Source organism: Streptomyces telluris (assembly GCF_024519335.1).
In the GTDB taxonomy this organism is placed as follows: Bacteria; Actinomycetota; Actinomycetes; order Streptomycetales; family Streptomycetaceae; genus Streptomyces; species Streptomyces telluris.
This window is the reverse complement of sequence record NZ_JANIID010000005.1, coordinates 155,252-178,463: the sequence shown is the minus strand read 5'-3', so window position 1 is coordinate 178,463 and position 23,212 is coordinate 155,252. Positions and strand designations below refer to the sequence as shown.

Genomic DNA, 23,212 nt, shown 5'->3' with positions numbered 1-23,212 from the left:
GCCCAATCGTGATCCGGCCGAACGGAGACGATCGCAGGGACCCGCTCGCGTGGGAGGATGAGCGCGCACGACTGCCGGCGGCTGACCGGAAAGGACGGGCCGGGTGAGCGACAACCAGAATCTCCTGGCGGAGCAGCGGCGTGCGCTGATCCTCGACGAGGTCAGGAGGCGCGGTGGGGTGCGGGTCAACGAACTGACGCGGAGGCTCAATGTCTCGGACATGACGGTCCGTCGCGACCTCGACGCCCTGGCCCGGCTGGGTGTGGTGGAGAAGGTGCACGGTGGTGCGGTGCCGGTCGCGGAGGCGACGACGCACGAGCCGGGCTTCGAGGCGAAGTCGGCGCTGGAGCTGGCCGCCAAGGAGGACATCGCGCGGGCGGCGGCGCGGATGGCTCCGCCGGGCGGTGCGATAGCCCTGGCGGGCGGGACGACGGTGTTCGCGCTGGCCCAACGGCTGGTGGACGTACCGGATCTGACGGTGGTGACGAATTCGGTGCGGGCGGCCGACGTCTTCCACAGCGCGCAGCGGTCTGTGACGGCCGCGGGCCCGTCGGCCCGGCCGGGGGCGGCGACGGTGGTGCTGACGGGCGGGGTGCGTACGCCTTCGGACACGCTGGTGGGGCCCGTGGCGGACGCGGCGATCCGGTCCCTGCACTTCGACGTGCTGTTCATCGGGGTGCACGGCATCTCCGCGGAGGCGGGCCTGTCGACGCCGAACCTGGCGGAGGCGGAGACGAACCGGCACTTCGTGCGGTCCGCGCGGCGCGTGGTGGTCCTCGCGGACCACACCAAGTGGGGGACGGTGGGGCTCAGTTCGTTCGCCCTGCTGGACGAGGTGGACGCGCTCGTCACGGATGCGGGGCTGCCGGAGACGGTGCGGCGGGAGATCTCCGAGAGGCTTCCCGAGCTCGTGGTGGCGGATGCTTCCGGTGACTCCGCCCCATGCGACGGCGTGCGGGGCTAAGGTATCGGCACCCGGCAGGCCGCCGACCCTTTGGGGGTTCTCTCGATGGTGTACCGACTGCGCCCGGTGGGGCTGGACTTCGTCGCGAACGCACCGCTGCGGGTGGTTCTGGCCTCCCGCACGGCGGCCGCGCCGGAGGAGGTCTTCCGGGCACTGGCCCTGGACGTTCCGGGCTGGACGCGCTGGTTCCGTGCGGTGACGCTGGCGCGGCCCGTGCAGCGGGCCGGGGCCGAGGGCCGGGAGGTGCACCTGCTGGGCGGGGTGCGCTTCATGGAGACGGTGATGGCGGCCGAGCCCTCGCACCGCTACGCGTACCGCATCGACGTCACGAACGTGCCCGGGGTGCGGGCGATGCTGGAGGAGTGGCAGCTGCTGCCCTCGGGGACGGGCACGGTGGTCCGGTGGACGGTGGCGCTGGACGCTCCCGCCGCGGTGCGGCTGCTGGTGGCGCTGGGGCGGCCGGGGCTCAGGCACGCCTTCCGCGACGCGTTGCTGACGCTCGACCGGCGCCTGGCGGCGATGCGGGGCGGCACGCGCTGATCGTGCGCCGCCCCGTCGTTCCCCTGAGAGCCGGACCGGCCACCGATCAGTGACGACCTCCGCGAGGGCCTGCGCAGGCTGTCAGCCGCGGCGGATCCGGCCGACCTGCCACTGCCCACCGGAAGCCGGCAGGCCCCCGGTGGGCAGTGGCGGTCATTCCGGGCCGCCCTGCCAGGTCACGCGCATCGCCTCCGGCCCCCGGATGTGCGGCCGTACTCTCCACTTGATGTCGCGGACGGTCAGCTCCGGGGTCCTGGTGAGCAGCGCCCGCAGCCCCTCCTGGAGGTCGATGCGGCCGAGCTGGGCGCCGACGCAGTAGTGCGCGCCGTAACCGAAGGTGAGGTGTCCACCGGCCTGCCGGGTGAAGTCGATCGCGTCGGGGTCCTCGAATCGGGCCGGGTCGTGGTTGGCCGACTCGATGGCGACGGTCAGGGCTTCGCCCGCGCGCACCAGCGTGCCGCCGACGTTGACGTCCTCCCGCGCATAGCGGACGAACAGGCCGGCGCCGGCGGAGGCGTTGTTGCGCAGCAGTTCCTCGACCGCCGCCGGCAGCTCGGCCGGGTTCGCGCGCAGCCGGTTCCAGAGCGCACGGTCGCCCCGCGTGAGAACGTGGACGCAGTTCGGAATCTGGGTGATGATCGCCTCGAACCTGGCCAGCAGCATGCTGACGACCAGGTCGATCAGCTCGTCGTCGGTGAGCCGGTCCTCCTCCTCCCGGGCCTGGACCATCGCCGACATCAGGTCGTCGCGAGGATCAGCCCGGCGCTCGGCGATGAGCCGCTCGGTACAGACGCGCAGGGCGCCGAACCGCCGCATCATGTCCTCGGCGCCGACGGCGCTGCCGGGCATCAGCGCCTCGCTGGTCGACTCGAACACCTCCCGGTCCGAGACCGGCACGCCGAGCAGGTCGCAGATGGACAGCACGCTCATCCTCTGCGCGTAGTCCACCACGATGTCCATGCCCGGCCCGGCGTTCATCGCCGACGACAGCAGCTCGTCCGCCACCGCCCGCACCGTCGGGCGCTGCGCTTCCATACGGGACCTACTGAGGGCTTTGACCAACAGCGTGCGCAGCCTGGTGTGTTCGGGGGCGTCCATGGTGATCAGCCCGGCCAGCTCCGTCGCCTCTTCCTGGCGCGGGAAGTCCCGGCCGACCGACATCGCGCGGCTGAACCGCGCATCGCCCAGCACCAGCCGGGCGTCCGCGTAGCGGGTGACCAGCCAGGTGGGTTCACCGTAGGCGAGCCGCACCCGGAGCAGCCCCTTGCGCTGCCGCAGCTCCCGGAACCGCTCGTTGACCTCGACGCCGCGGCCGTCGTCGAAGGGGAAGTGCTCCAGTGCCTCTGTGGCGCCGGGAAGGTCGGGAAGATCGGGAACTGTCGTCATGCGGGCTGTACCTCCGTCAGCCAGTCGTGCAGGTTCGCAGAGATCAGGTCGGCGTGCTGGGACAGGATCGTGAAGTGGTCGCCGGGCAGCTTGCGCACGCGGTGCGCCAGTTCGGCCGGGAACGGGTGGTCCTCCGAGCTGGTGGGCACACCCGCGACGACCTCGCTGGCGAGCAGGTGCAGGATGGGCGCCTTCAGCGGGGCGGGCCGCCAGCCGCTGAAGATCCTGCTGTAGCCGCCCATCGCCGCGATCTGGCCGCTGGTGGTCACTGTCCGGTCCGGACGGTCGAGCGACATGCCCATGAGGTCACGTCGCCGGATCTGCTCGCGCATGAACTCGCTGCGGGTCTCGGTCTGTTCCATCTCCTCCTCCGGCAGGTACGAGTCCAGCAGGAGCAGCGCGGTGACGGGGACGCCGGTCCGCTCCAGGTGCGCGGCCAGTTCGTGCGCCAGCCAGCCGCCCGAGGAGTAGCCCGCGATGATCAGCGGGGTGCCGGCCAGCTCACGGCGCAGCGGTTTCGCCAGCATCCGCATCAGGGCGGCACGGTCGGCGGGCAGCGGAGCCTCACCCGCGAATCCGGGCGACCACAGCGACCACACGTCGGACGCGGGGTCCAGCCCGGCGTGCAGGTAGGAGTAGGGCAGGTCCAGGTTGGGGAAGATCGGCGGGGTGAGGCCGACGATCGTGGGGCCGCCCGCCCCCGCGCCCACCTTGCGCAGTTCGGCGAGATCGCGCGGATCGTCCTGGTCGAACGTGTCGCGCGTCTCGGAAGCCGCGCGGGCCAGGCGGAGGGCGACGTTGATCCGGCCCGTGCGGATCGCCCGGATGTAGAACGAGGCCAGGCTGCCGTCGCTTTCGTCGGCGTTCTCGGGCGCCGGGTCCACCGGCCCGGTGCCGGATTCCGGGACCTCGTTCCCGGACCGGGCGGTCCCCGCGATCTCGTCGAGCGTGCCCTCCTCGGCTCGGGCGGCCAGCTTTTCCAGTACGCGCTCGGTGAGGTCGGTCACCGTGGGATAGTTCAGCACGTCGGAGAGTTCGATCTCCACGCCGGCATCGGTGGTGAGTTGATCGCGCAGGTCCTCCGCGCCCAGCGAGTCCATCCCGAGGTCGCGGAACGTGTCCTCGGCGTCGACCTGGTCATCCGGTCCGTTGCCCAGCGCCCGGTTCAGGCACTCACGGACCAGGGTCTCGACGTGGCCGTTGCGCTCCTGCTCGGGCAGTGCCCACAGCAGGGCCGCGGGCGAGCGCCGGTCGGGCTCGCGCGTCCCGGCGGCGTCGGAGATCAGCACCGGCATGGTCCACTCGCGCTCGATCCAGTACCGGCTGCGCTGGAAGGCGTAGCCGGGCAACGGGATGCGCCGCGCACCGGCGCCGGCCAGGACGGCACGCCAGTCCACCGCCGCGCCCATCACGTACGCGCGGCCCAGCGCGCGCACGATCGCCGCTGAACCGGTCACCGCGCTCTCCGTCTCCTCCGTCTCCTCCGTCTTCTCCGGCACGGCCAGCACGGCGGGGCCGTCGGGCAGCCCGGCGGCGATGCCCGCGGTGTCCCCACCGAACACGAGCAGCAGTCGATGACCGTCGGCCCGCAGCTCGCGGGCGGCCGAGCCGGAATCGGCAGCCGGCACCGTGCGGTAGTCGTCCTCGGCCGGACGGTCCCGCAGCCAACGTCCGGTGTCCCCGCACAGCACCGGCACGCCGGGCGCGGGGGGCGGGACGTCCACGGCGTCGGATTCGACGCCCGCGGGAGACCCGGCCGCGATCCGCAGCGCCGAGGGCAGGGACAGCCACCCGACCGCCCAGGACGCGGCCAGCCGGCCGGATCCGTGTCCCGCCAGCGCCGCCGGGCGCACCCCGGACGCGCACCACACTCGTGTCACGCCGGTCAGCACGGCCAGCGTGGCCGGGGCCAACACGTCCGGCCGGTCCAGTGGCGGCGCGTCCGGTTCGCCGCGAAGCACATCCGTCAGAGTCCAGCCGACCAGCCCGGCCAGCACTGCCGCACATGCGGAGAGGTGCTCGGCGAACGGCTCGGCCCCGGCGTACTGCGTGGCCAGCGCGCGCACCACGGCCGGGGTGCACTCGTGCGGGTACAGGAACGCGGTGGTGCCGTTCCGCACGGCGGTGCCGGAGACCACCACCGTGGCGCTCCCGGTGTCGTTCCGGCCCGTGCTCAGTGCGGTCAGGCCCGCGGCGAGGTCGGCCGGGCGGGAGCCGAACACCACCGCGCGGTGCGGCAGGTGCGCCCGGGTGGTGGCCAGCGACCACGACAGGTCCAGCAGATCCGGGCGCGCCCGGTCGAGGTGCTCGTGCAGCGCGGCCGCCTGCGCGGACAGCGCCTGTTCGGTCCTGCCCGACAGGGTCCAGGCCAGCAGTGGCGGGACGGCCCGGTCGCCGGGCTCGGTGTCCGGGTCGGGCCCCGGGTCCTCCAGGATCACGTGCGCATTGGTGCCGCCGACTCCGAACGCGGACACGCCCGCCCGCCGGGGACGCCCGTCGCGCGGCCACGGGACCGCACTGGTGAGCAGTTCGACCCCGCCCTGCGCCCAGTCGACCCGGGGGGTCGCCGTGCCGATGTGCAGGGTCCTGGGCAGCGTGCTGTGCCGCATGGCCAGCACCATCTTCACCACGCCGGCCACTCCGGCCGCGGCCTGGGTGTGGGCGAGGTTCGACTTCACCGCGCCGACCAGCAGCGGCGGCCGGTCGCCGCGGTGGCGGCCGTACCCGGCCAGCAGCGCCTGCGCCTCGATCGGGTCGCCGAGCTCGGTGCCCGTGCCGTGCGCCTCCACCGCGTCGACGTCCGCCGGCGACAGGCCGGCCGAAGCGAGCGCGTCGGCGATCACCTGCTGCTGCGCGGTGCCGTTCGGGGCGGTCAGCCCGGAGGACGTGCCGTCGGAGTTGATCGCCGATCCGCGCAGCAACGCGAGCACCGGGTGGTGGTTGCGACGCGCGTCGGAGAGCTTCTCCAGCACCAGCATCCCGGCGCCCTCGCCCCACGCGGTGCCGTCGGCGTCCGAGGAGAAGGGCTTGCACCGTCCGTCCGGCGCCAAGGCGCGCTGCCGGGCGTAGTCGATGAACAGCAGCGGGCTGGACAGGACGGTCACCCCGCCCGCGAGCGCCAGGGTGCACTCGCCCGCGCGCAGGGACTGCGCCGCCAGGTGGATCCCGACCAGGGACGAGGAGCAGGCGGTGTCCACCGTGAGCACGGGCCCCTGCAGGCCGAACACATAGGCCAGCCGGCCGGAGGTCACGCTGCCCGCGTTGCCGATGGAGAGCTGGCCCAGCATGTCCTCGGGCATCTCGCGGACCGCTGTGGCGTAGTCCGCGTTGGACAGTCCGAGGAACACGCCGGTGCGGCTGCCGCGCAGCCCGGCCGGGTCGATGCCGGCGGACTCCAGCGCGTGCCAGGTGACCTCCAGCGCGATCCGCTGCTGCGGGTCCATGCTGAGCGCCTCGCGCGGCGAAATGCCGAAGAACTCGGAATCGAAGTCGGCCGCGTCGTCGAGGAAGGCACCGTGCCGGACGTAGGAGCGGCCCGGCGTGCCCGGTTCCGGGTGGTAGATCTGGTCTTCGGTCCAGCCGCGGTCGGCCGGGAAGCCGGTGATCACGTCCCGCTCGGCGGCGAGCAGTTCCCACAGTTCCTCCGGCGAGCCGACCCCGCCGCCGAACCGGCAGCCCATGCCGACCACGGCCACCGGGTCGTCGACGGGGTTCTCCAGCTCCCGCAACCGCTCCCGGGTGCGCTGGAGTTCCGCGGTGACCCGCTGGAAGTACTTGACGAGCTTCGGGTCCTCGCCCACGGTTTTCGGTTCCTCTCCACTCGGCCGGGCGGTCCCGGCTGCCGGCTCACGCATCGCCGAGTTCCCGGTCCACGAAGGCGTAGAGCTGGTCCACGGAGGCCGAGCTCAGCTCGTCCGCCCCGGGCCCCGGCTCGCCGTCCAGCGCGCGCAGCGCCGCCCGCAGTCGTCCGCGCAGCGCGTCGCGCTGCGCGTCCTCGCCGGCCAGCGCCTCCTCGACCGCCTGCGCGAGTCCGGAGAGCTGATCCGGGCCGCGCTCGGCAGGGCCGTCCGCCGGTTCCTCCGCGCCGGCGGCGTCGGGCGCGACCTCCGTGCCGAGGTGCGCCGCGAGGGTGGCGGGAGTGGGGTGGTCGAACACCAAGGTGGCGGGCAGGTTCAGACCCGTGGCGGTGTTGAGCCGGTTGCGCAGCTCGACCGAACTCAGGGAGTCGAATCCGAGGTCTCCGAACGGGCCGTCCGCGGGCACCCCGTCCGCGGACGGGTGGCCGAGCACGGCCGCGATCTGCCCGAGCACCAGGTTGAGGAGCTGCCGGTCCCGTTCGGCGGGGCTCAGCCCGCCCAGCCTGCGGGCCAGGTCCGCCGGGGACTCGGCGGGCGCGGCGGACCGCGCGGAGCGCCGGCGGCGGGCCGGGCGGACCAGATCGCGCAGCAACGGCGGAATGCCCTCCTCTCCCAGACCGGCCACGGTGACCAGGTCCAGCCCGATGGGCACCAGGTGGACCCTGTCCGAGCCGGTCGCGGTGTCCCACAGGGCCAGGCCCTGCTCGACGGTCAGTGCGCGGATTCCGGTGCGGTCCATGCGGGCCCGGTCCGCGGCGGCCAGCCCGCCGCCCATCCCGTCGGCCGTGCCGGTCCCGCTGTCCGGTGCCCACAGGCCCCAGCCCAGCGAGCGGGCCGGGAGCCCGGCGGCGGCCCGCCGGCTCATGAGCGTGTCCAGGAAGGCGTTCGCCGCGGCGTAGGCCCCCTGGCCCGCGGTGCCGAACACGCCGGCGGCGGAGGAGAAGCACGTGAACCCGGCGAGATCGAGGTCCTGGGTGAGCTCGTGCAGGTGCCAGGCTCCGTCGACCTTCGGCGCCAGCACGTTCTCCACTTGCCCGTCGGTCAGCGACTCCACCAGGCCGTCGTCCAGCACACCGGCCGCGTGGATGACGGCGGTGAGCGGGTGTGCCGCCGGCACCTCGGCCAGCACCCGGGCCACGTCGTCCCGTCGGGCGACGTCGCCGCGCGCCAGCTCGGCGTGCGCGCCGAGCCGGCCGAGTTCGGCGACCAGTTCCGCGGCGCCGGGGCTCTCCGCGCCACGGCGCGAGAGGAGCAGCAGCCTGCGGGCGCCCCGGCTCGCCAGATGCCGGGCCAGCGTGCGGCCCAGCGACCCGAGTCCACCGGTGATCAGCACGGTGCCGTCGGGGTCGGGCGTGCGGGCGGCCGAGCCGCCGTCGCTCTTTGCGGGACCGTCGTCGCGGTGCAGCCGGGGCACCAGCAGCTCGCCCGCGCGCAGCGCCACCTGGGGCTCACGGGCCGCGGACGCGACGGCGACCGCGTCGCGCAACGCGGTGCCGGCCGGTTCGTCGACGTCGACCAGCAGGACGCGGCCCGGGTACTCGTTCTGTGCCGAGCGAGCCAGCCCGTGGGCCGCGGACAGTGCCAGGTCGGGTTCGTCGCCCGCACGCACGCCGAGCGCGCGCTCGGTGCAGATCACCAGCAGCGAACCGGCGAACCGCTGGTCGGTGAGCCACACTCGCAGGTGCCCGGTCAGCTCGGTGAGCGCGGCGCGGACCCGTGCGGTGACGTCGTCCCCGGCGGGACGGGCCGGGCGCAGCACCACCACCGGCGGCACCGGGTCCTGCGCGTCCGCCAGCGACGCGAGGTCGAGCCCCCCGGTCCCAGGGTCGTGCCACTCACCGGAATCGTCCACGGTGGAGGGCCGGCGCACGGGCACCCAGTCCTGTGCCAGCAGTTCCGCGCCGTCCTCGGCCGGTCCCAGCAGGTAGGACTCATCGGCGGGCAGCGGCCGGAACACCAGGTCCGCCCTGGCCACGGTGGCACCGGTCTCGTCCGCCAGCGTGATCGCCACGTCGCCGTTCCCGCCGGTGACGTGCACCCGCACCATCGAGGCTCCGGCCCGGAACAGCGACAGCCCCGACCAGGAGAACGGCATCGAGCCGCTGCCCTCGTCGATCCCGTCCAGCTGCGGGCCGAGACCGACCGCGTGCAGGGCCGCGTCCAGCAGCGCCGGATGCAGGCTGTAGCGCTTGGCGTCCCCCGCCGCTTCGGCGGGCAGGGCGACCTCGGCGAACATCTCCGAGCTCCCGTCGGGGTTGTCGCGTTGCCAGAGGGTCCGCAGGCCCCGGAAGGCGCCCTCGTAGCGGAAGTGCCTGCCCTCCACCACCTCGTCATAGACGTCCGCGACCGGGATCTCCCGCACGTCCCGCGGCGGCCAGTGCGCGAGGGTCGTGTCCGGTGTCGCGGTGCGGATGCCCAGGTAGCCGAAGGCGTGTGACCGCCATGGGCCCGGCTCGGCCCGGCCCACGCCCTCCGGCCGGGAGTACACCCGCACCGGGCGGCGGCCGGTCTCCTCGGTGCTGCCCACCACCACCTGCACCGACACCCCGCCGTGCTCCGGCAGGACCAGCGGCGCCTCGACGGTCAGCTGTTCGAGCAGGTCGCAGCCGACGTGCTCGCCCGCGGCCAGCGCCAGTTCCACGAAGCCGGTGCCGGCCAGCAGGGGGATGCCGCGCACCAGGTGGCCCCCCAGCCAGGAGTGCGACTGGAGGGACAGCCTGCCGGTGAGCAGCACGCCGTCGCCCTCGGCCGCGGAGACCATGGCGCCCAGCAGCGGGTGGCCCACCGGGAGCAGCCCGCTGGAACGCAGGTTCAGCCCGTTCCCGTCCGGCACCAGCCAGTACCTCTCGTGCTGGAACGCGTAGCAGGGCAGGTCCGCCGTCCTGGCGGGCGCGGCGGGCAGCACGGCGGGCCAGTCCACCTCCACGCCTTGGGTGTGCAGCGCGCCGAGGGCGAGCAGCACGTCCTTGGTCTCGTCACGATCGGCCCCGCGCAGGGTGGGCACCACCGCCTCGTCCGGCCCGGCATCCCGCCCGGCCAGCGCGGAGAGCACCGCGCCCGGTCCCAGTTCGAGCAGGACGCGTGCACCGGCCTCGCGTGCGGTGCGCAGCCCGTCGTGGAACCGCACCGCCTGCCGGACGTGCGCGGTCCAGTACGCCGGCGAGCGCAACCGCTCCGCCGTGGCCGTCTCGCCGGTGAGGTTGGAGATCACCGGGATTTCCGGATCGTGCGTCGTCACCCCGGCCAGAACCGTGCCGAACTCGGCCAGCATCGGCTCCATCAGCGGCGAGTGGAACGCGTGGCTGACCCGCAGCCGCCGGGTCCGCCGCCCCCGGCCCGCCCAGTCGGCCTCCAGTTCTTCGATGTCTTCGTCCGCACCGGAGACGACCACCGTGTCCGAGGCGTTCACCGCCGCGACGGACACCCGCCGCTCGCGCCCGGCCAGCCAAGGGGCCAGGTCCTCCTCGGTGCCCTGCACGGACAGCATCGCGCCGCCCTCGGGCAGCGCGGCCATCAGGCGGCCTCTGGCAGCCACCAGCCGGACCGCGTCCGGCAGCGACCACACCCCGGCCACGTGCGCCGCGCTGATCTCCCCGATCGAATGTCCCAGCAGCATGTCCGGGCGCACACCCCAGGAGTGCATCAGCCGGAACAGCGCGACCTCCACCGCGAACAGGGCGGCCTGGGCGTAGTCGGTGCGGTCGAGCAGGTCCGGTTCGCCCTCGAGCACGGTCCGCAGCGGCCTCTCCAGCTCCCGGTCGAACAGCTCGCACACCTCGTCGAGCGCCTCGGCGAACACCGGGAAGGAGGCGGCGAGCTGCCGCCCCATGCCGAGGCGCTGCGCGCCCTGACCGGTGAACAACATGCACAACCCGCCGCCGGCCGCGGCGCCCACCGCCACATCGGGGGCCAGGCCGGTGCCGAGGTGGCCGCGCAGCGCGGAGGTGAGTTCGGCCCGGTCCCGGCCGGACACCGCCAGCCGGTGGCGGAAGTGGGTGCGGCGGGTGGCCAATGCGTGCGCCAGCCCCTCGGCGGAGGGAGCGTCGCCGGACTCGGCGAAGGCCAGCAGCCGGGTCGCCTGGGCGCGCAGCGCGTCCTCGGTGCGGCCCGACACCGTCCACACCAGACCGGCGGACGGCACGCCGGGCTCCGGCGCCTCCGGCTCGACGTGCTGCTCCAGCACGACATGGGCGTTGGTGCCACTGATCCCGAAGGAGGAGACGGCGGCGCGGCGCACTCGGCCGGTCTCCGGCCAGGGCATCGCATCGGCGAGCACGCTGACCCCGTTCACTCCCCAGTCCACCTTCGGGGTGGGGCTGTCCACGTGCAGCGTCTTCGGCGCGAGACCGTGCCGCATCGCCATGATCATCTTGATGATGCCGGCCACGCCGGCCGCGGCCTGCGTATGCCCGATGTTGGACTTCAGCGAGCCCAGCAGCAGCGGCCGGCCGGACGGCCGGTTCCGGCCGTAGGTCGCCACCAGTGCGGTGCCCTCCACCGGGTCGCCGAGCGGGGTGCCGGTGCCGTGCGCCTCGACCACGTCGACGTCCTGGGTGGACAGTCCGGCGTCGGCGAGCGCGGTACGGATCACCTCCTGCTGGGCGGTGCCGTTGGGTGCGGAGAGCCCGTTGCTGGTGCCGTCGGAGTTGACCGCCGAGCCGCGCAGCACCGCGAGCACCTGATGGCCGTGCCGCCGCGCGTCGGACAGCCGCTCCAGTACCAGGAGACCCGCCCCCTCGGCCCAGATCGAGCCGTTCGCGCCGGCCGCGAACGCCTTGATCCGAGCGTCCCGGGAGGTGACGCCCTGGCCGCAGAACTCGACGAACGTCTCCGGAGTGCTCAGCACCGTCACACCGCCCGCCAGCGCGATCGGGCACTCGCCGGCGCGCAGGGCCCGCATCGCGAGGTGGGTGGCGACCAGGGAGGACGAGCAGGCGGTGTCCACGGTGAGGGCCGGGCCGTGGAAGCCCAGGGCGTAGCTGATCCGGCCCGAGATCACGCTCATGGTGTTGCCGGTGATGCCGTACTGGGAGAACTGGTCGGTGCCTTGCCAGAGCATCTCGTAGTCGTTGCTGGACGCGCCGACGAAAACCCCGGCCCGCTCGCCCACCAGCGAGTCCGGCAGGATGCCCGCGGACTCCAACGCCTCCCAGGCCAGCTCCAGCACCAACCGCTGCTGCGGGTCCATCACCAGCGCCTCGCGCGGGGAGATCCCGAAGAACGCGGGGTCGAAATCGCCCGCCCCGCTGAGGAAGCCGCCCTCGCGCACGTAGGACCGCCGCGCCTGCTGGGACTCCGGATCGGCGTCGTAGAGCTCCTCGATCGGCCAGTGCCGGTCCCCGGGGAACGCCGATATGGCGTCCGTGCCCGCAGCCACCAGGTCCCACAGCTGGGCGGGCGAGGCCACGTCGCCGGGCAGCCGGCACGACATGCCGACCACCGCGATCGGCTCGGCGGACCGCTCGGTCGCGTCACGCAACTGCTCCCGGGTGCGTAACAGATCCGTGGTGACCCTTTTCAGATATTCCCGGAGCGTGCTGACTTCATCGGGCATGAACGACTCCCTGCGACAGATGGCTGGTCAGAGTTGGAAGGTGATGCGTTCGGTGTCGAGGCCGCGGACGACCACGTGCCTGCGATAGCTCAGTGAGTCCTCGTGCACGTGGAAGCCGCGCAGCCGGCGAGCCAGCTCACCGAACACGATCTCCGCCTCCAGCCGGGCCAGGCTGCTGCCGAGGCAGTAGTGCGCGCCGGCGCCGAAGGCGAGGTTCATCGCGGCGGGCTTCCGGTCCGCGATGAACTGACCCGCCCTCGGGTGCACCCGCTCGTCCCGGTTGCCGGACGCGAGGACGAGGGTGACCACCGAGCCCTCGGGGATGTCGATGCCGTTGATCCGGTCGGACCGCAGCGCGACACGGCCGGTCAGCATGATCGGGCAGTCGTAGCGCAGCGCCTCGCTGACCACGTCGCCGACGATCGCCGGGTCCTGCCGGAGCAGCTGGAACTGCTCCGGGTGGCGTGACATCGCGAGCAGGCCGTTGGTGATCAGGTTGGTGGTGGACTCGTGGGCCGCGGTGAACACGGTCACCACGACGTTCGTCACCTCACGCCGGCTCAGCCCGCGCCCGTCCTCCTGCGTGGAGAGCAGGCTGGAGATGAGGTCCTCGCCGGGGTTGCGGCGGCGCTTGTGGATGAGGTCCGCGAAGTAGGCGTGCAGTTCGGTGGTGGTGCGGATGATGCGGACGAGTTCCTCGCGGTCGAACATCGCGGTGGAGTGGAAGCTGGCCACCAGCGTGGGCAGCTCCGTGGACAGCGCCATGTCGCTGGACCACTCCCGCAGCATCGGGATGTCCTCGCCCGGGATGCCCAGGAGGGTCGCGATGACCCGCAGCGAGAGCACCGCGGCCAGGTCCTGCACGCCGTCGAACTCGCCGTCGGCCAGGCAGTCGCGGAGCAGTTCGTCCACGATCTCGCGAATCCACGGCTCGAAGCGCGCGGTGATCCGTGGCGTGAACGCCTTGCTGACCAGGTTCCGCTGCCGCCCGTGTCCGGGATCGTCCATGAAGAAGATCGAGTTGAGCACCGGCTCGTCGCCGCGGTCGCCGAAGAGTTCCCGCATCCCCGGCGCGTTGAAGGTGTCACTGCCCATGGTCGTGTGGCTCTTGAGCACCGCCATGCAGCCGGCGTGGTCGCTCAGCAGCAGGGAGCCGTCCGACGTCCACATCGGACCTTGCTCCCGCCACCGCTCGAACAACGGGTAGGGGTTCGCGAGCACCTCCCGGTCGAGCAGGGCGTGCAGCGGGTTGTCAAGCGCGGTGACCGGTGGGCGGCTTGGCACCGACATGGGCTAGCTCCTCTCCGTGACACGGCCGGCAGTGCGACCGGTGTCCGATATCGCGTCGTCGAGCACTCCGTCGATCAGCGTGAACATCTCGTCGTCCGTGGCGTCGCTCAGGTCGGGCACCGCGGCCTGCTCACCGGCGGAGCCCTCTTCCTGGCTGCGCAGCAGTCGCCGCAGTGTCGTAGTGATCACCTCGGGGACGGGTACGGACGCAGGCCGCCGGAGCAGGGCCGCCTCCAGCTCCCTCAGGCGGTCCAGCACGACCCGCTCGTCCGGGTCGCCCTCGTCGACACCGAGCGCGTCGCCGAGGTACCGGGCCAGCGCGGCGGCGGTGGGGTGGTCGTAGACCGTGGAGGCCGCCAGCGGCACTCCGGTGTCCGCGCCGAGCAGGTTGCGCAGCCGGACCCCGGCCAGCGAGTCCAGGCCCAGCTCCCGGAACGGCCGGTGCGCGTCCAGGTCTCCGGCCGGCCGGCCCGAAACGTCGGCGACCCGGGCAGTGACCAGCTCCAGCAGCACCGACGACCGCCGCTGCGGCGCGGTGGCCGCCAGCCGTTCCCGCAACGCGCTCGCGGGTTCGGGCCCGGTGTCCGCGCCCACACCCGGCAGTCCGGAGCACAGGCGCCCCGGCCGTTCGGCGGCGAACCGCGGCCAGTCCACGGCACCGACCACGTACTCCGCCGCACCGCCGGACAGTGCCCGCTCCAGCGCGTCCAGCGCCCGGTCGGCGGGCATCGGCGTGGCGCCGCTGTCCGACCGCGAGCCGACGGGCCAGGACGTGGTCATCCCGGTGTCCAGCCAGGGGCCCCAGGCCAGGCTCGTCGCGGGCAGCCCGCCGGCCTGTCGATGGGCTGCCAGCGCCTCCACGACGGCGTTGGCCGCGGCGTAGTTGCCCTGCCCCGGCGAACCTGCGGTGCCGGCCAGCGAGGAGCACAGCACGAAGAAGCGCAGCGGATGGCCGGCGGTCAGCTCGTGCAGGAACCGCGCGCCGTCCGCCTTCGCCGCGAACACACGCGCCAGCCGGTCCTCGGACAGCGCCTCCAGCACCCCGTCGTCAAGCACCCCGGCGGCGTGCACCACACCGGTGAGCGACCGCCCGGCGAGCAGCCCGGCCAGCGCCTCGCGATCCGCCACGTCGCAACCCGCGATGTCGACCTCCACGCCCAGCGCGGTGAGTTCGGCGCGCAGTTCCGTCGCGCCAGGGGTGTCCACGCCCCGGCGGCCGACCAGCAGCAGGCGGTCCGCGCCCCGGGCCGCCAGCCGGCGGGCGACGTGCGCGCCGATGCCGCCCAGTCCCCCGGTGATCAGCACGGTGCCGACGGGCTCCGTCACGGCGGGTTCGGTGCGGGGCACCGGGACCAGTCGCCTGGCGTGCAGCCGCCCGCCCCGGATCGCGATCTCGTCTCCGGCAGCCAGCGCGGCGGGCAGCGCGGCCAGGTCCTCCGCGGCCGGTCGCAGCGGCAGGTCCACCAGGCCGCCGTGCAGCCGGGGCGCTTCCATGCCCGCGACCCGGGCCAGCCCGCACACGGCGGCCTGCTCCGGATTCGGCACGGTGTCCGCCGTGTCGGCCCGCACGGCGCCGCTGGTGACCGACCACAGGGGCGTGTCCGCACCTCTGGACAGCAGCGCCCGCAGCAGCGCCAGGGTGGCGGCCAGGCCGGTCGGCACCCGCGGCGTGTCCGGGCCCCCGGCCATCGCCAGGAGGGACACGATGCCGCCGCCCGGCAGGTCGGGCAGCAGCCGGTCCCAGTGCTCGCCGTCCACGGCGTCGCCGCGCACGATACGGGTCCCTTCGCCCAGCGCGCCCGCCACGTCCTCGGTGAGCCGGTCCCAGTCCACGCCCGGCGGGGCCACCACCAGCCACGGCCCCGGCGCGTCGGCGACCGGGCCGGGGTCGGGCAGCAGCTGCCACTCGACACCGTGCAGCAGAGGGTCGGCGGGGACCCCGTCGTCGTCGGGCAGCCAGAACCGCTGCCGGGTGAACGCGTAGCCGGGCAGTGGCACCGCCCGCCCGCCCGCGCACCAGGCCGCCCAGTCCACGTCCACCCCACGGGTGTACGCGGTCGCCAACGCCGTCAGCAGGCCGTGCACCTCGTCGGCGTCCTGCCGTAGCACCGGCAGGAAACCGTCCCCGCCCAGCGCCTCCTGGCCGAGCGCGCTGAGCGTCGCGCCCGGTCCCAGCTCCAGGTAGGTGCTGGTGCCCGCCGCGTCCAGAGCGCGCAGGCAGTCGTGGAAGCGCACCGGTTCCCGCGCATGCCGGACCCAGTACTCCGGGTCACGAAGCTCTTCGGTGACCCGTGCGCCGGTCACCGAGGACACGAGCGGAATCACCGGTGTCCGGAACTCCACTCCGGCCAGCGCCTCCCGGAAGGGGTCCAGAACCGGGTCCATGTGGTGGGAGTGGAACGCGTGCCGCACCGCCAGGCGGTGCACGTGGCCCACCCGCTGCGAGATCTCCCCCACCGCGTCCGCGTCCCCGGCGAGCACCACCGAGGCGGGCCCGTTCACCGCGGCCAGCGCCACCCGGTCCTCGTAGCCGCGCAGCAGTTCCGGCACGTCGGCTTCCGGTACCTGGACCGCCACCATCACGCCCTCGCCGCCGAGTTCGCGCATCAGCCGCCCGCGGGCGGCCACCAGTGCGCAAGCGTCGGCCAGCGAGAACACGCCCGCGGCGTGCGCCGCGGCGAGTTCGCCGACCGAGTGCCCGGCCACCGCGTCCGGCCGCACCCCCAACGTGGTGAGCAGCCGGAACACCGCCACCTGAACCGCGAACACCGCGGCCTGCGCATGGTCGGTGCGTTCACCGGGTCCGTCCCGGAGGATCTCGGCGAGCGGCCGGTCCAGCAGCGGGTCCAGCTCGGCGGCGATCTCCTGGAGGGCCGCAGCGAACACCGGCACCCGGTCCCGGAGCGACGTGGCCATGCCCGCGTACTGCACGCCCTGGCCGGGGAAGAGGAACGCGGTCGCGCCGTCGGCCGCCACTCCGGTCATGCCGGTCCCGGCTCGCAGCGCGGCGGTCAGCTCGCCGGTGTCCGTGCCGAGCACGACGGTGCGGGCACGCAGCCGGGCCCGCGTGGTGGCCAGCGAGTACGCCACGTCCAGCGCGGACGGCGAGCCGTTCCCGTCCTCGTCGGCCAGCCGCCGGAGCAGGGCCCCGGCCTGCGCGGGCAGCGCCTCCGGGGTGGCCGCGGAGAGCACCCACGGGATCAGCGGCGGAGCCGCGGCGGTCGCCGGCTCCGGTCCGGGCTCGGGCTCGGGCTCCTCCAGGATCACGTGCGCGTTGGTGCCGCTGAGGCTGAACGAGGACACCGCCGCCCGGCGCGGACGGTCCACGCGCGGCCAGTCCACCGGCTCGTCCAGCAGCCGCACCGCACCGTCGTCCCAGTTCACGTGCGGGCTCGGGGCATTCAAGTGCAGGGTCGCGGGCAACCGGCCGTGCCGCATGGCCAGCACCATCTTGAGCACACCCGCCACGCCCGCCGCGGCCTGGGTGTGCCCGAGGTTGGACTTCGCGGACCCGACCAGCACGGGACGCTCCCGGTCCTGCCCGTAGGTCGCCAGCAGCGCGGTGGCCTCGATCGGGTCGCCGAGCGGTGTTCCGGTGCCGTGCGCCTCCACCGCGTCCACCTCGCCGGGTGCCAGGCCCGCGACGGCCAGCGCGTCGCGGATCACCCGCTGCTGGGCCGAACCGTTCGGCGCGGTCAGCCCGTTGGACGCGCCGTCGGAGTTGAGTGCCGAGCCGCGCAGCACGGCGAGCACCCGGTGGCCCCGTTCGCGCGCGGTGGAAAGCCGCTCCATCACCAGCAGGCCGGCGCCCTCGCTCCACGCGGTGCCCTCCGCGGCCGCGTCGAACGGTTTGCACCGGCCGTCCGGGGCGAGCACCCCCACCTGGGAGAACTCCACGAACAGCGTCGGCGTGGTGAGCACCGTGATGCCACCCGCCAGCGCGACCGTGCACTCACCGGCCCGCAGCGCCTGCGCGGCCTGGTGCATCGCCACCAGCGCGGAGGAACACGCCGTGTCCACCGTGATCGCCGGGCCGTGGAAACCGAACGTGTAGGCCAGCCGCCCCGACGCGACGCTGCCCGCGTTGCCGATCGAAACGTCGCCGGTGAGGTCCTCGGGCGTCCGGTGCGCGCGGCGCGCATAGTCGTTGCCCATCAGCCCGAGGTAGACACCGGTGCGGCTGCCCCGCAACGCGGTCGGGTCGATCCCGGCGTCTTCCAGCGCGTGCCAGGCCAGTTCCAGCAGGATGCGCTGCTGCGGGTCCATCGAGACCGCCTCGGCCGGGGCGACGCCGAAGAATTCGTTGTCGAACTCGGCGATCCCGTCCAGGAAGCCGCCGTGCCGCACGTAGCTGCGCCCGCCACGGCCCGGCTCCGGGTGGTAGACCTCGTCCGGGTTCCAGCCGCGGTCTTCCGGGAACTCGGTGATCGCGTCCCGCCCGGCGGCCAGCAACTCCCACAGCTCGTCCATGGTGGACACCCCGCCGGGAAGGCGGCAGCTCGCGCCGACCAGCACCACCGGGTCGTCCGTCTCGTGCGGGCCGGGCCCGGCAACCGGTGCCCGGCCGCCGGGTACCGCGCCGGGGATCTGCCCGGACAGGTACCCGGCCAGGGCCGTGGGGGTGGGGTGGTCGAACACCGCGGTCGCGGGGAGCCGCACCCCGGTCGCGGCGGTGAGCCGGTTACGCAGCTCCACCCCGGACAGCGAGTCGAAGCCGATGTCGCGGAACGCCCGCGCCGGGTCCACCCGGCGCTCCACGCCGAGCACGGAGCCCACCGTGGCCAGCACGAGGTCGAGCACCGACCGCTCGCCACCGGAGACGTACACGGGCGCCGCGGCCACGGCGGCCGGCCGGGCCGCGCTCCGCCGGACGCCGAGCAGCCCGGCCCACACCGGCGCCCGCTCCGGGCCTGCCGCACGCACGTTGGCCAGGTCGAAACGGGCGGGCACGGTGCACGCCAGGTCGGCGCCCAGCGCCGCGTCGAACAGTGCGAGCCCGTGTTCGCGGGACATCGGCACGAGCCCGGTCCGCCGCAGCCGGGCCCGGTCGGTGTCGCCCAGCCGCCCGGTCATGCCGGTGTCCTGCGCCCACAGTCCCCACGCCATCGACGAAGCGGGCAGTCCCCGCGAACGGCGGTGCTGCGCCAGCCCGTCCAGCCACGCGTTGGCGGCCGCGTAATTCGCCTGCCCCGGCGTGCCGAGGACACCGGCTACGGAGGAGAACAGCACGAACGCGGCCAGGTCGAGGTGTCGGGTCAGTTCGTGCAGGTTGCGCGCACCCTCGACCTTCGGTCGCAGCACCGCGTTCAGCCGTTCGGCGGTGAGGGAGCGCACCGTGCCGTCGTCCAGCACCCCGGCGGCGTGGATCACCGCGGTCAGCGGGCGGTGCGCGGGGATCGCCGCCAGCAGTTCGGCGAGGGCGGCCCGATCGGCGACGTCGCACGCCACGACCGTGATCTCGGCGGTGCCGGTCAGGTCCTCGAGACCGGATTCGAGCGCCGCGCCGCCCCGCCGTCCCGCCAGCACCAGGTGCCGCACCCCGTGCTCGGTGACCAGGTGCCGGGCCAGCTCCCGGCCGAGTACGCCGGTCCCGCCGGTGATCAACACCGTGCCACCGGCGAGGGCGGGCCGGTCCCCCGTCCGCGTCACCCGAGCCAGCCGCGGCGCGAACGCCTGCCCGCCCCGGACGGCGATCTCCGGCTCACCGGTGCCCAACGCCAGCTCCAGGGCGGAGCCGGCGTCCTCGGGGTCGCCGGGGCGGTCCAGGTCGACCAGCACGAACCGGCCGGGATGTTCGGTGCGTGCCGTGCGGACCAAGCCCCAGACCGCCGCGGCGTCGGGGTCCTGGTCGTCCTCCGGGGCGATCGCGACCGCACCACGGGTCCGCACGACCAGGGGCCCGCCCGTCGCCTCCTCGTCGTCGGTGTCCAAGAACTCGCGGACCCGCGCCAGTGCTTCCTCGGGCCCGGCCACGTCCACGACCGGCGCGTCCGCGATCGCCGGGGCGGGCCGCCCCGCGACCGGCACCCAGTCCAGCCGGTGCAGCGCCCGGTCCACGCCCGCCGTCCCCGGCCGCACAGGCCCCACGGGCCGGAGCGCGAGCGCGCCGATCGTGGCCACCGCTTCCCCCGCCGCGTCGGCGAGCGCCACGGCGAACGAGTCGTTGCCCTGCGGAGTCAGCCGCACCCGCAATGCCGTGGCCCCGACCGCATGGAGTACGACCCCGCTCCAGGAGAACGGCAACCTCACCGGCGCGTCCCCCGCATCCAGCAGCAGCGGGTGCAAGGCGGCGTCGAGCAGGGCCGGGTGCAGGCCGAACCGCCCGGGATCGACCGGCAGCTCGACCTCGGCCCACAGCTCCGCACCGAGCCGCCAGGCCCGCCGCAACCCCTGGAAGGCCGGCCCGTACTCGTAACCCCGCTCGTCGAGCTGTGCGTACTCGCCGTCGAGGTCGATCTCCTCGGCACCGGCCGGCGGCCACTCCGTCAAGGTCTCGCCGCCGGACTGCGCGGCCCGGAGCGTCCCGGTCGCGCACCGGGTCCACGGCGCGTCCGGCGCGGACCGGGCGTACATCGCCAGCGTGCCCGGATCCGTCTCGCCGATCGCGATCTGCAACTCGGTCTCGCCCCGCTCGGGCAGCACCAGCGGGCTCTCCAGCACCAGCTCGTCCAGCACCGGCAGCCCCGCCCGCTCACCCGCGTGCAGGGCCAGCTCGACGAACGCGGCCCCGGGCAGCAGCACGGTGCCGCGCACCCCGTGCTCTGCCAGCCAGGGGTGCCGGGTGAGGGAGAGCCGGCAGGTGGCGACCAGGCCACCGCCGGCGAGCTGGACCACCGAGTCCAGCATCGGATGCCCGGCGACGGGCCCGGAGGCGGCGGTCGGCAGCATCCAGTACCGCTCCTCGCGGAACGGATAGGTCGGCAGCTCCACACTCCGGGCGCCGTCGAACAGCCCGTTCCAGTGCACGTCCACACCGTGGACGGCCGCCTCGGCCACCGCCAGCAGGAAGCGGTCGGCACCACCGTCGTCCCGTTTCAGGGTCTCCAGCACCACGCCGCCCCCGCCGTGGTCCTCCTCGTAGTCCCCGAGGATCTGCCGCACGCCGCCGGCGAGCACCGGATGCGGGCTCGACTCCAGGAACGTGGTGTGCCCGGCGGCGACCAGCCCGCGCACCGTCGCCTCGAACTCGACCGTGGCGCGCAGGTTGCGGTACCAGTAGTCCGCGTCCAGCCCGGTGGTGTCCACCGGACCACCGGTCACGGTCGAGTGGAAGGGAACCTCGGCCGCCATCGGAGTCACCGGCGCCAGCAGTTCGCTCAGCTCCGCACGCAGCAGTTCGACCTGCGCCGAATGCGAGGCGTAGTCCACCGGCAACAGGGTCGCCCGTACGTCCTCGGCGACCAGTGCGGCGGCGAACTGTTCGACCGCCTCGACGGCGCCCGAGACCACCGTCGAGCGCGGCCCGTTGACCGCGGCCACCGAGAGGTCCTCGCCCCAGCGGGCCATCGCCTCTTCGACCGCCGCTCTCGGCAGCCCCACCGACAGCATCCGGCCCGTACCGGAGAGCGCCCGCAAGGCCCGGCTGCGCAGCGTGACGATCCGCGCCCCGTCGTCCAGGGACAGCGCGCCGGCCACGGTCGCGGCCGCGATCTCGCCCTGGGAGTGGCCCACCACCGCGGCCGGGCGCACCCCGTGTGCCCGCCAGAGTCCGGCCAGCGACACCATGACCGCCCACAGCACGGGCTGCACCACGTCCACCCGGAGCAGCGCGTCCTCGTCGGTGAGCACGTCGCTCAGGTTCCAGTCCACGTACGGCGCCATCGCGTCCTGACAGGCCGCCATGTGCCCGGCGAAGACCGGGCTGGACTCCAGCAGTCCCATGGCCATCCCGGTCCACTGCGTGCCCTGGCCGGGGAACAACAGCACCGGACCGGTGTCCCGGCAGGGTGACCCGAGGACCGTGCCCGGTGCCGAACCGCCCTCGGCGAGCGCTTCCAGTCCGTGCACCAACGCGTCCCGGTCCCGGCCGACGACGGCGGCCCGGTGCTCGAACCCGGCCCGGCCGGTCGCCAGCGTGAATCCGGCGTCCAGCAGGCCGACCCGGTCCGGGCGGAGCCGCTCGGCCAGCCGGCCGGCCTGCTCCCGCAGCGCCTCCGCCGACCGTGCGGACAGCAGCAGCGGCACTGCGGACGCCGGTCGCGGTGCCGCGGCGGGCGCGGGTTCCGGCGCCTGTTCCAGGATCACATGGGCATTGGTGCCGCTGATGCCGAACGAGGACACGCCGGCCCGGCGCGGGCGTCCGGTCTCGGGCCACGGCGTGTTCTCCGCGAGCGGGGTGACCCTGCCGGACTCCCAGTCCACGTGCGGGCTGGGCTCGGTCAGGTGCAGGATGCGCGGCAGCACGCCGTCGCGCATGGCGTGCACCATCTTCAGGACGCCCGCCACCCCGGCGGCGGCCTGCGTGTGCCCGATGTTCGACTTGACCGCCCCCATCAGCAGCGAGCGCGTCCGCTGCGGGCCGTGCACCGCCAGCAGCGCCCGTGCCTCGATCGGGTCGCCGAGCATGGTGCCCGTGCCGTGCGCCTCCACCGCGTCGACATCCGCCTCGGACAGTCCGGCGTCGGCCAGCGCCGCCCGCAGCACCCGTTCCTGAGCCGGCCCGCTGGGTGCGGAGAGCCCGTTGGAGGCCCCGTCCGAGTTGACCGCGGTGCCGCGCACCAGCGCGTGCACGGTGTGCCCATGGCGCAGGGCGTCGGAGAGCCTTTCCAGCACGAGCATTCCGACGCCCTCGGACCAGGCCGTGCCGTCCGCCGTCATGGAGAACGGCTTGCACCGGCCGTCCGGGGCGAGGCCCCGCAGCCGCGAGAACTCCACGAACATCTCCGGGGTCGCCATCACCGTCACCCCGCCGGACAGGGCCAGGTCGCACTCGCCGAGACGCAGCGACTGCACCGCGAGATGAGTGGTCACCAACGACGAGGAGCAGCCGGTGTCCACCGTGACCGCGGGGCCGTTGAGGCCGAGCACGTAGGCCACTCGGCCGGACGCCACGCTGGAGGTGTTCCCGGTGATCAGGTACCCCTCCAGCCCGTCCGGGACGGTGTGCACCCGGGGCGCGTAGTCGTGCATCATCGAGCCGGCGAACACGGCCGTGCGGCTGCCCCGCAGCGAGGTGGGATCGATGGCCGCGTTCTCCAGGGCCTCCCACGCCGTCGTGAGCAGGAGGCGCTGCTGCGGATCGGTGGTCAACGCCTCGCGGGCGGAGAGCCCGAAGAACTCGGCGTCGAAATGGCCGGCGTCGTAGAGGAAGCCGCCGTGCCGGACGTAGGAGGTACCGGACCGGTCCGGATCGGGATCGTAGAGGGCCGCCAGGTCCCAGCCCCGGTCCTCCGGTAACTCGCCGATCGCGTCGATCCCGTCCCTGGCCACCTGCCAGAGCCCTTCCGGGGCGGTTATTCCGCCCGGGTAGCGGCACGCCATTCCCACAATCGCAATCGGTTCGCCCGGCATCCGGTGCCCTCCCAGAGAAGTTTGGACTTTATCGGCCACCATGGACGCAAAATCATTCACCGGACTCGCGACCATCCAGCCAAAACCGCAGGCCACAAGTTCGGTCAGTGG

Annotated in this window: 7 protein-coding genes; 2 read left to right on the top strand and 5 right to left on the bottom strand. The window is 74.0% G+C overall.

Translation table 11 applies throughout. From position 1 onward, the window contains the following. The first annotated feature begins 103 nt into the window (after positions 1 to 103). Together NQU55_RS08335 and NQU55_RS08330 are read left to right on the top strand one after the other, a co-directional pair. On the top strand, positions 104 to 964 hold the full coding sequence (locus NQU55_RS08335; RefSeq protein WP_168092132.1) for a DeoR/GlpR family DNA-binding transcription regulator: 861 nt from the start codon (positions 104 to 106) through the stop codon (positions 962 to 964). 45 nt (positions 965 to 1,009) lie between these two features. Next, positions 1,010 to 1,504: an SRPBCC family protein gene (locus NQU55_RS08330; protein WP_168092133.1), complete on the top strand. Its 495-nt coding sequence runs from the start codon at positions 1,010 to 1,012 to the stop codon at positions 1,502 to 1,504. Between the two features lie 153 nt (positions 1,505 to 1,657). On the opposite strand, the gene NQU55_RS08325 is transcribed toward NQU55_RS08330, so the two are convergent. The 5 genes from NQU55_RS08325 to NQU55_RS08305 are packed head-to-tail and all read right to left on the bottom strand — an operon-like array spanning position 1,658 to position 23,140. Further along, positions 1,658 to 2,890, bottom strand: a complete 1,233-nt coding sequence (locus NQU55_RS08325; protein ID WP_168092134.1) for a cytochrome P450 — start codon at positions 2,888 to 2,890, stop codon at positions 1,658 to 1,660. Continuing rightward, entirely contained in the window at positions 2,887 to 6,690 is a 3,804-nt protein-coding gene (locus NQU55_RS08320; RefSeq protein WP_256790167.1) for a type I polyketide synthase, read from the bottom strand. Before NQU55_RS08320 ends, NQU55_RS08325 begins: the two co-directional genes overlap by 4 nt. Positions 6,691 to 6,736: 46 nt before the next feature. Further along, positions 6,737 to 12,301, bottom strand: a complete 5,565-nt coding sequence (locus NQU55_RS08315) for a type I polyketide synthase (RefSeq protein ID WP_168092136.1) — start codon at positions 12,299 to 12,301, stop codon at positions 6,737 to 6,739. 27 nt (positions 12,302 to 12,328) lie between these two features. Next, on the bottom strand, positions 12,329 to 13,591 hold the full coding sequence (locus NQU55_RS08310; RefSeq protein ID WP_168092137.1) for a cytochrome P450: 1,263 nt from the start codon (positions 13,589 to 13,591) through the stop codon (positions 12,329 to 12,331). Positions 13,592 to 13,594: 3 nt separating this feature from the next. Beyond that, the gene (locus NQU55_RS08305) at positions 13,595 to 23,140 is read right to left on the bottom strand and encodes an SDR family NAD(P)-dependent oxidoreductase (RefSeq protein WP_372504662.1); all 9,546 of its coding nucleotides are present in this window, start codon (positions 23,138 to 23,140) and stop codon (positions 13,595 to 13,597) included. Positions 23,141 to 23,212 lie beyond the last annotated feature (72 nt).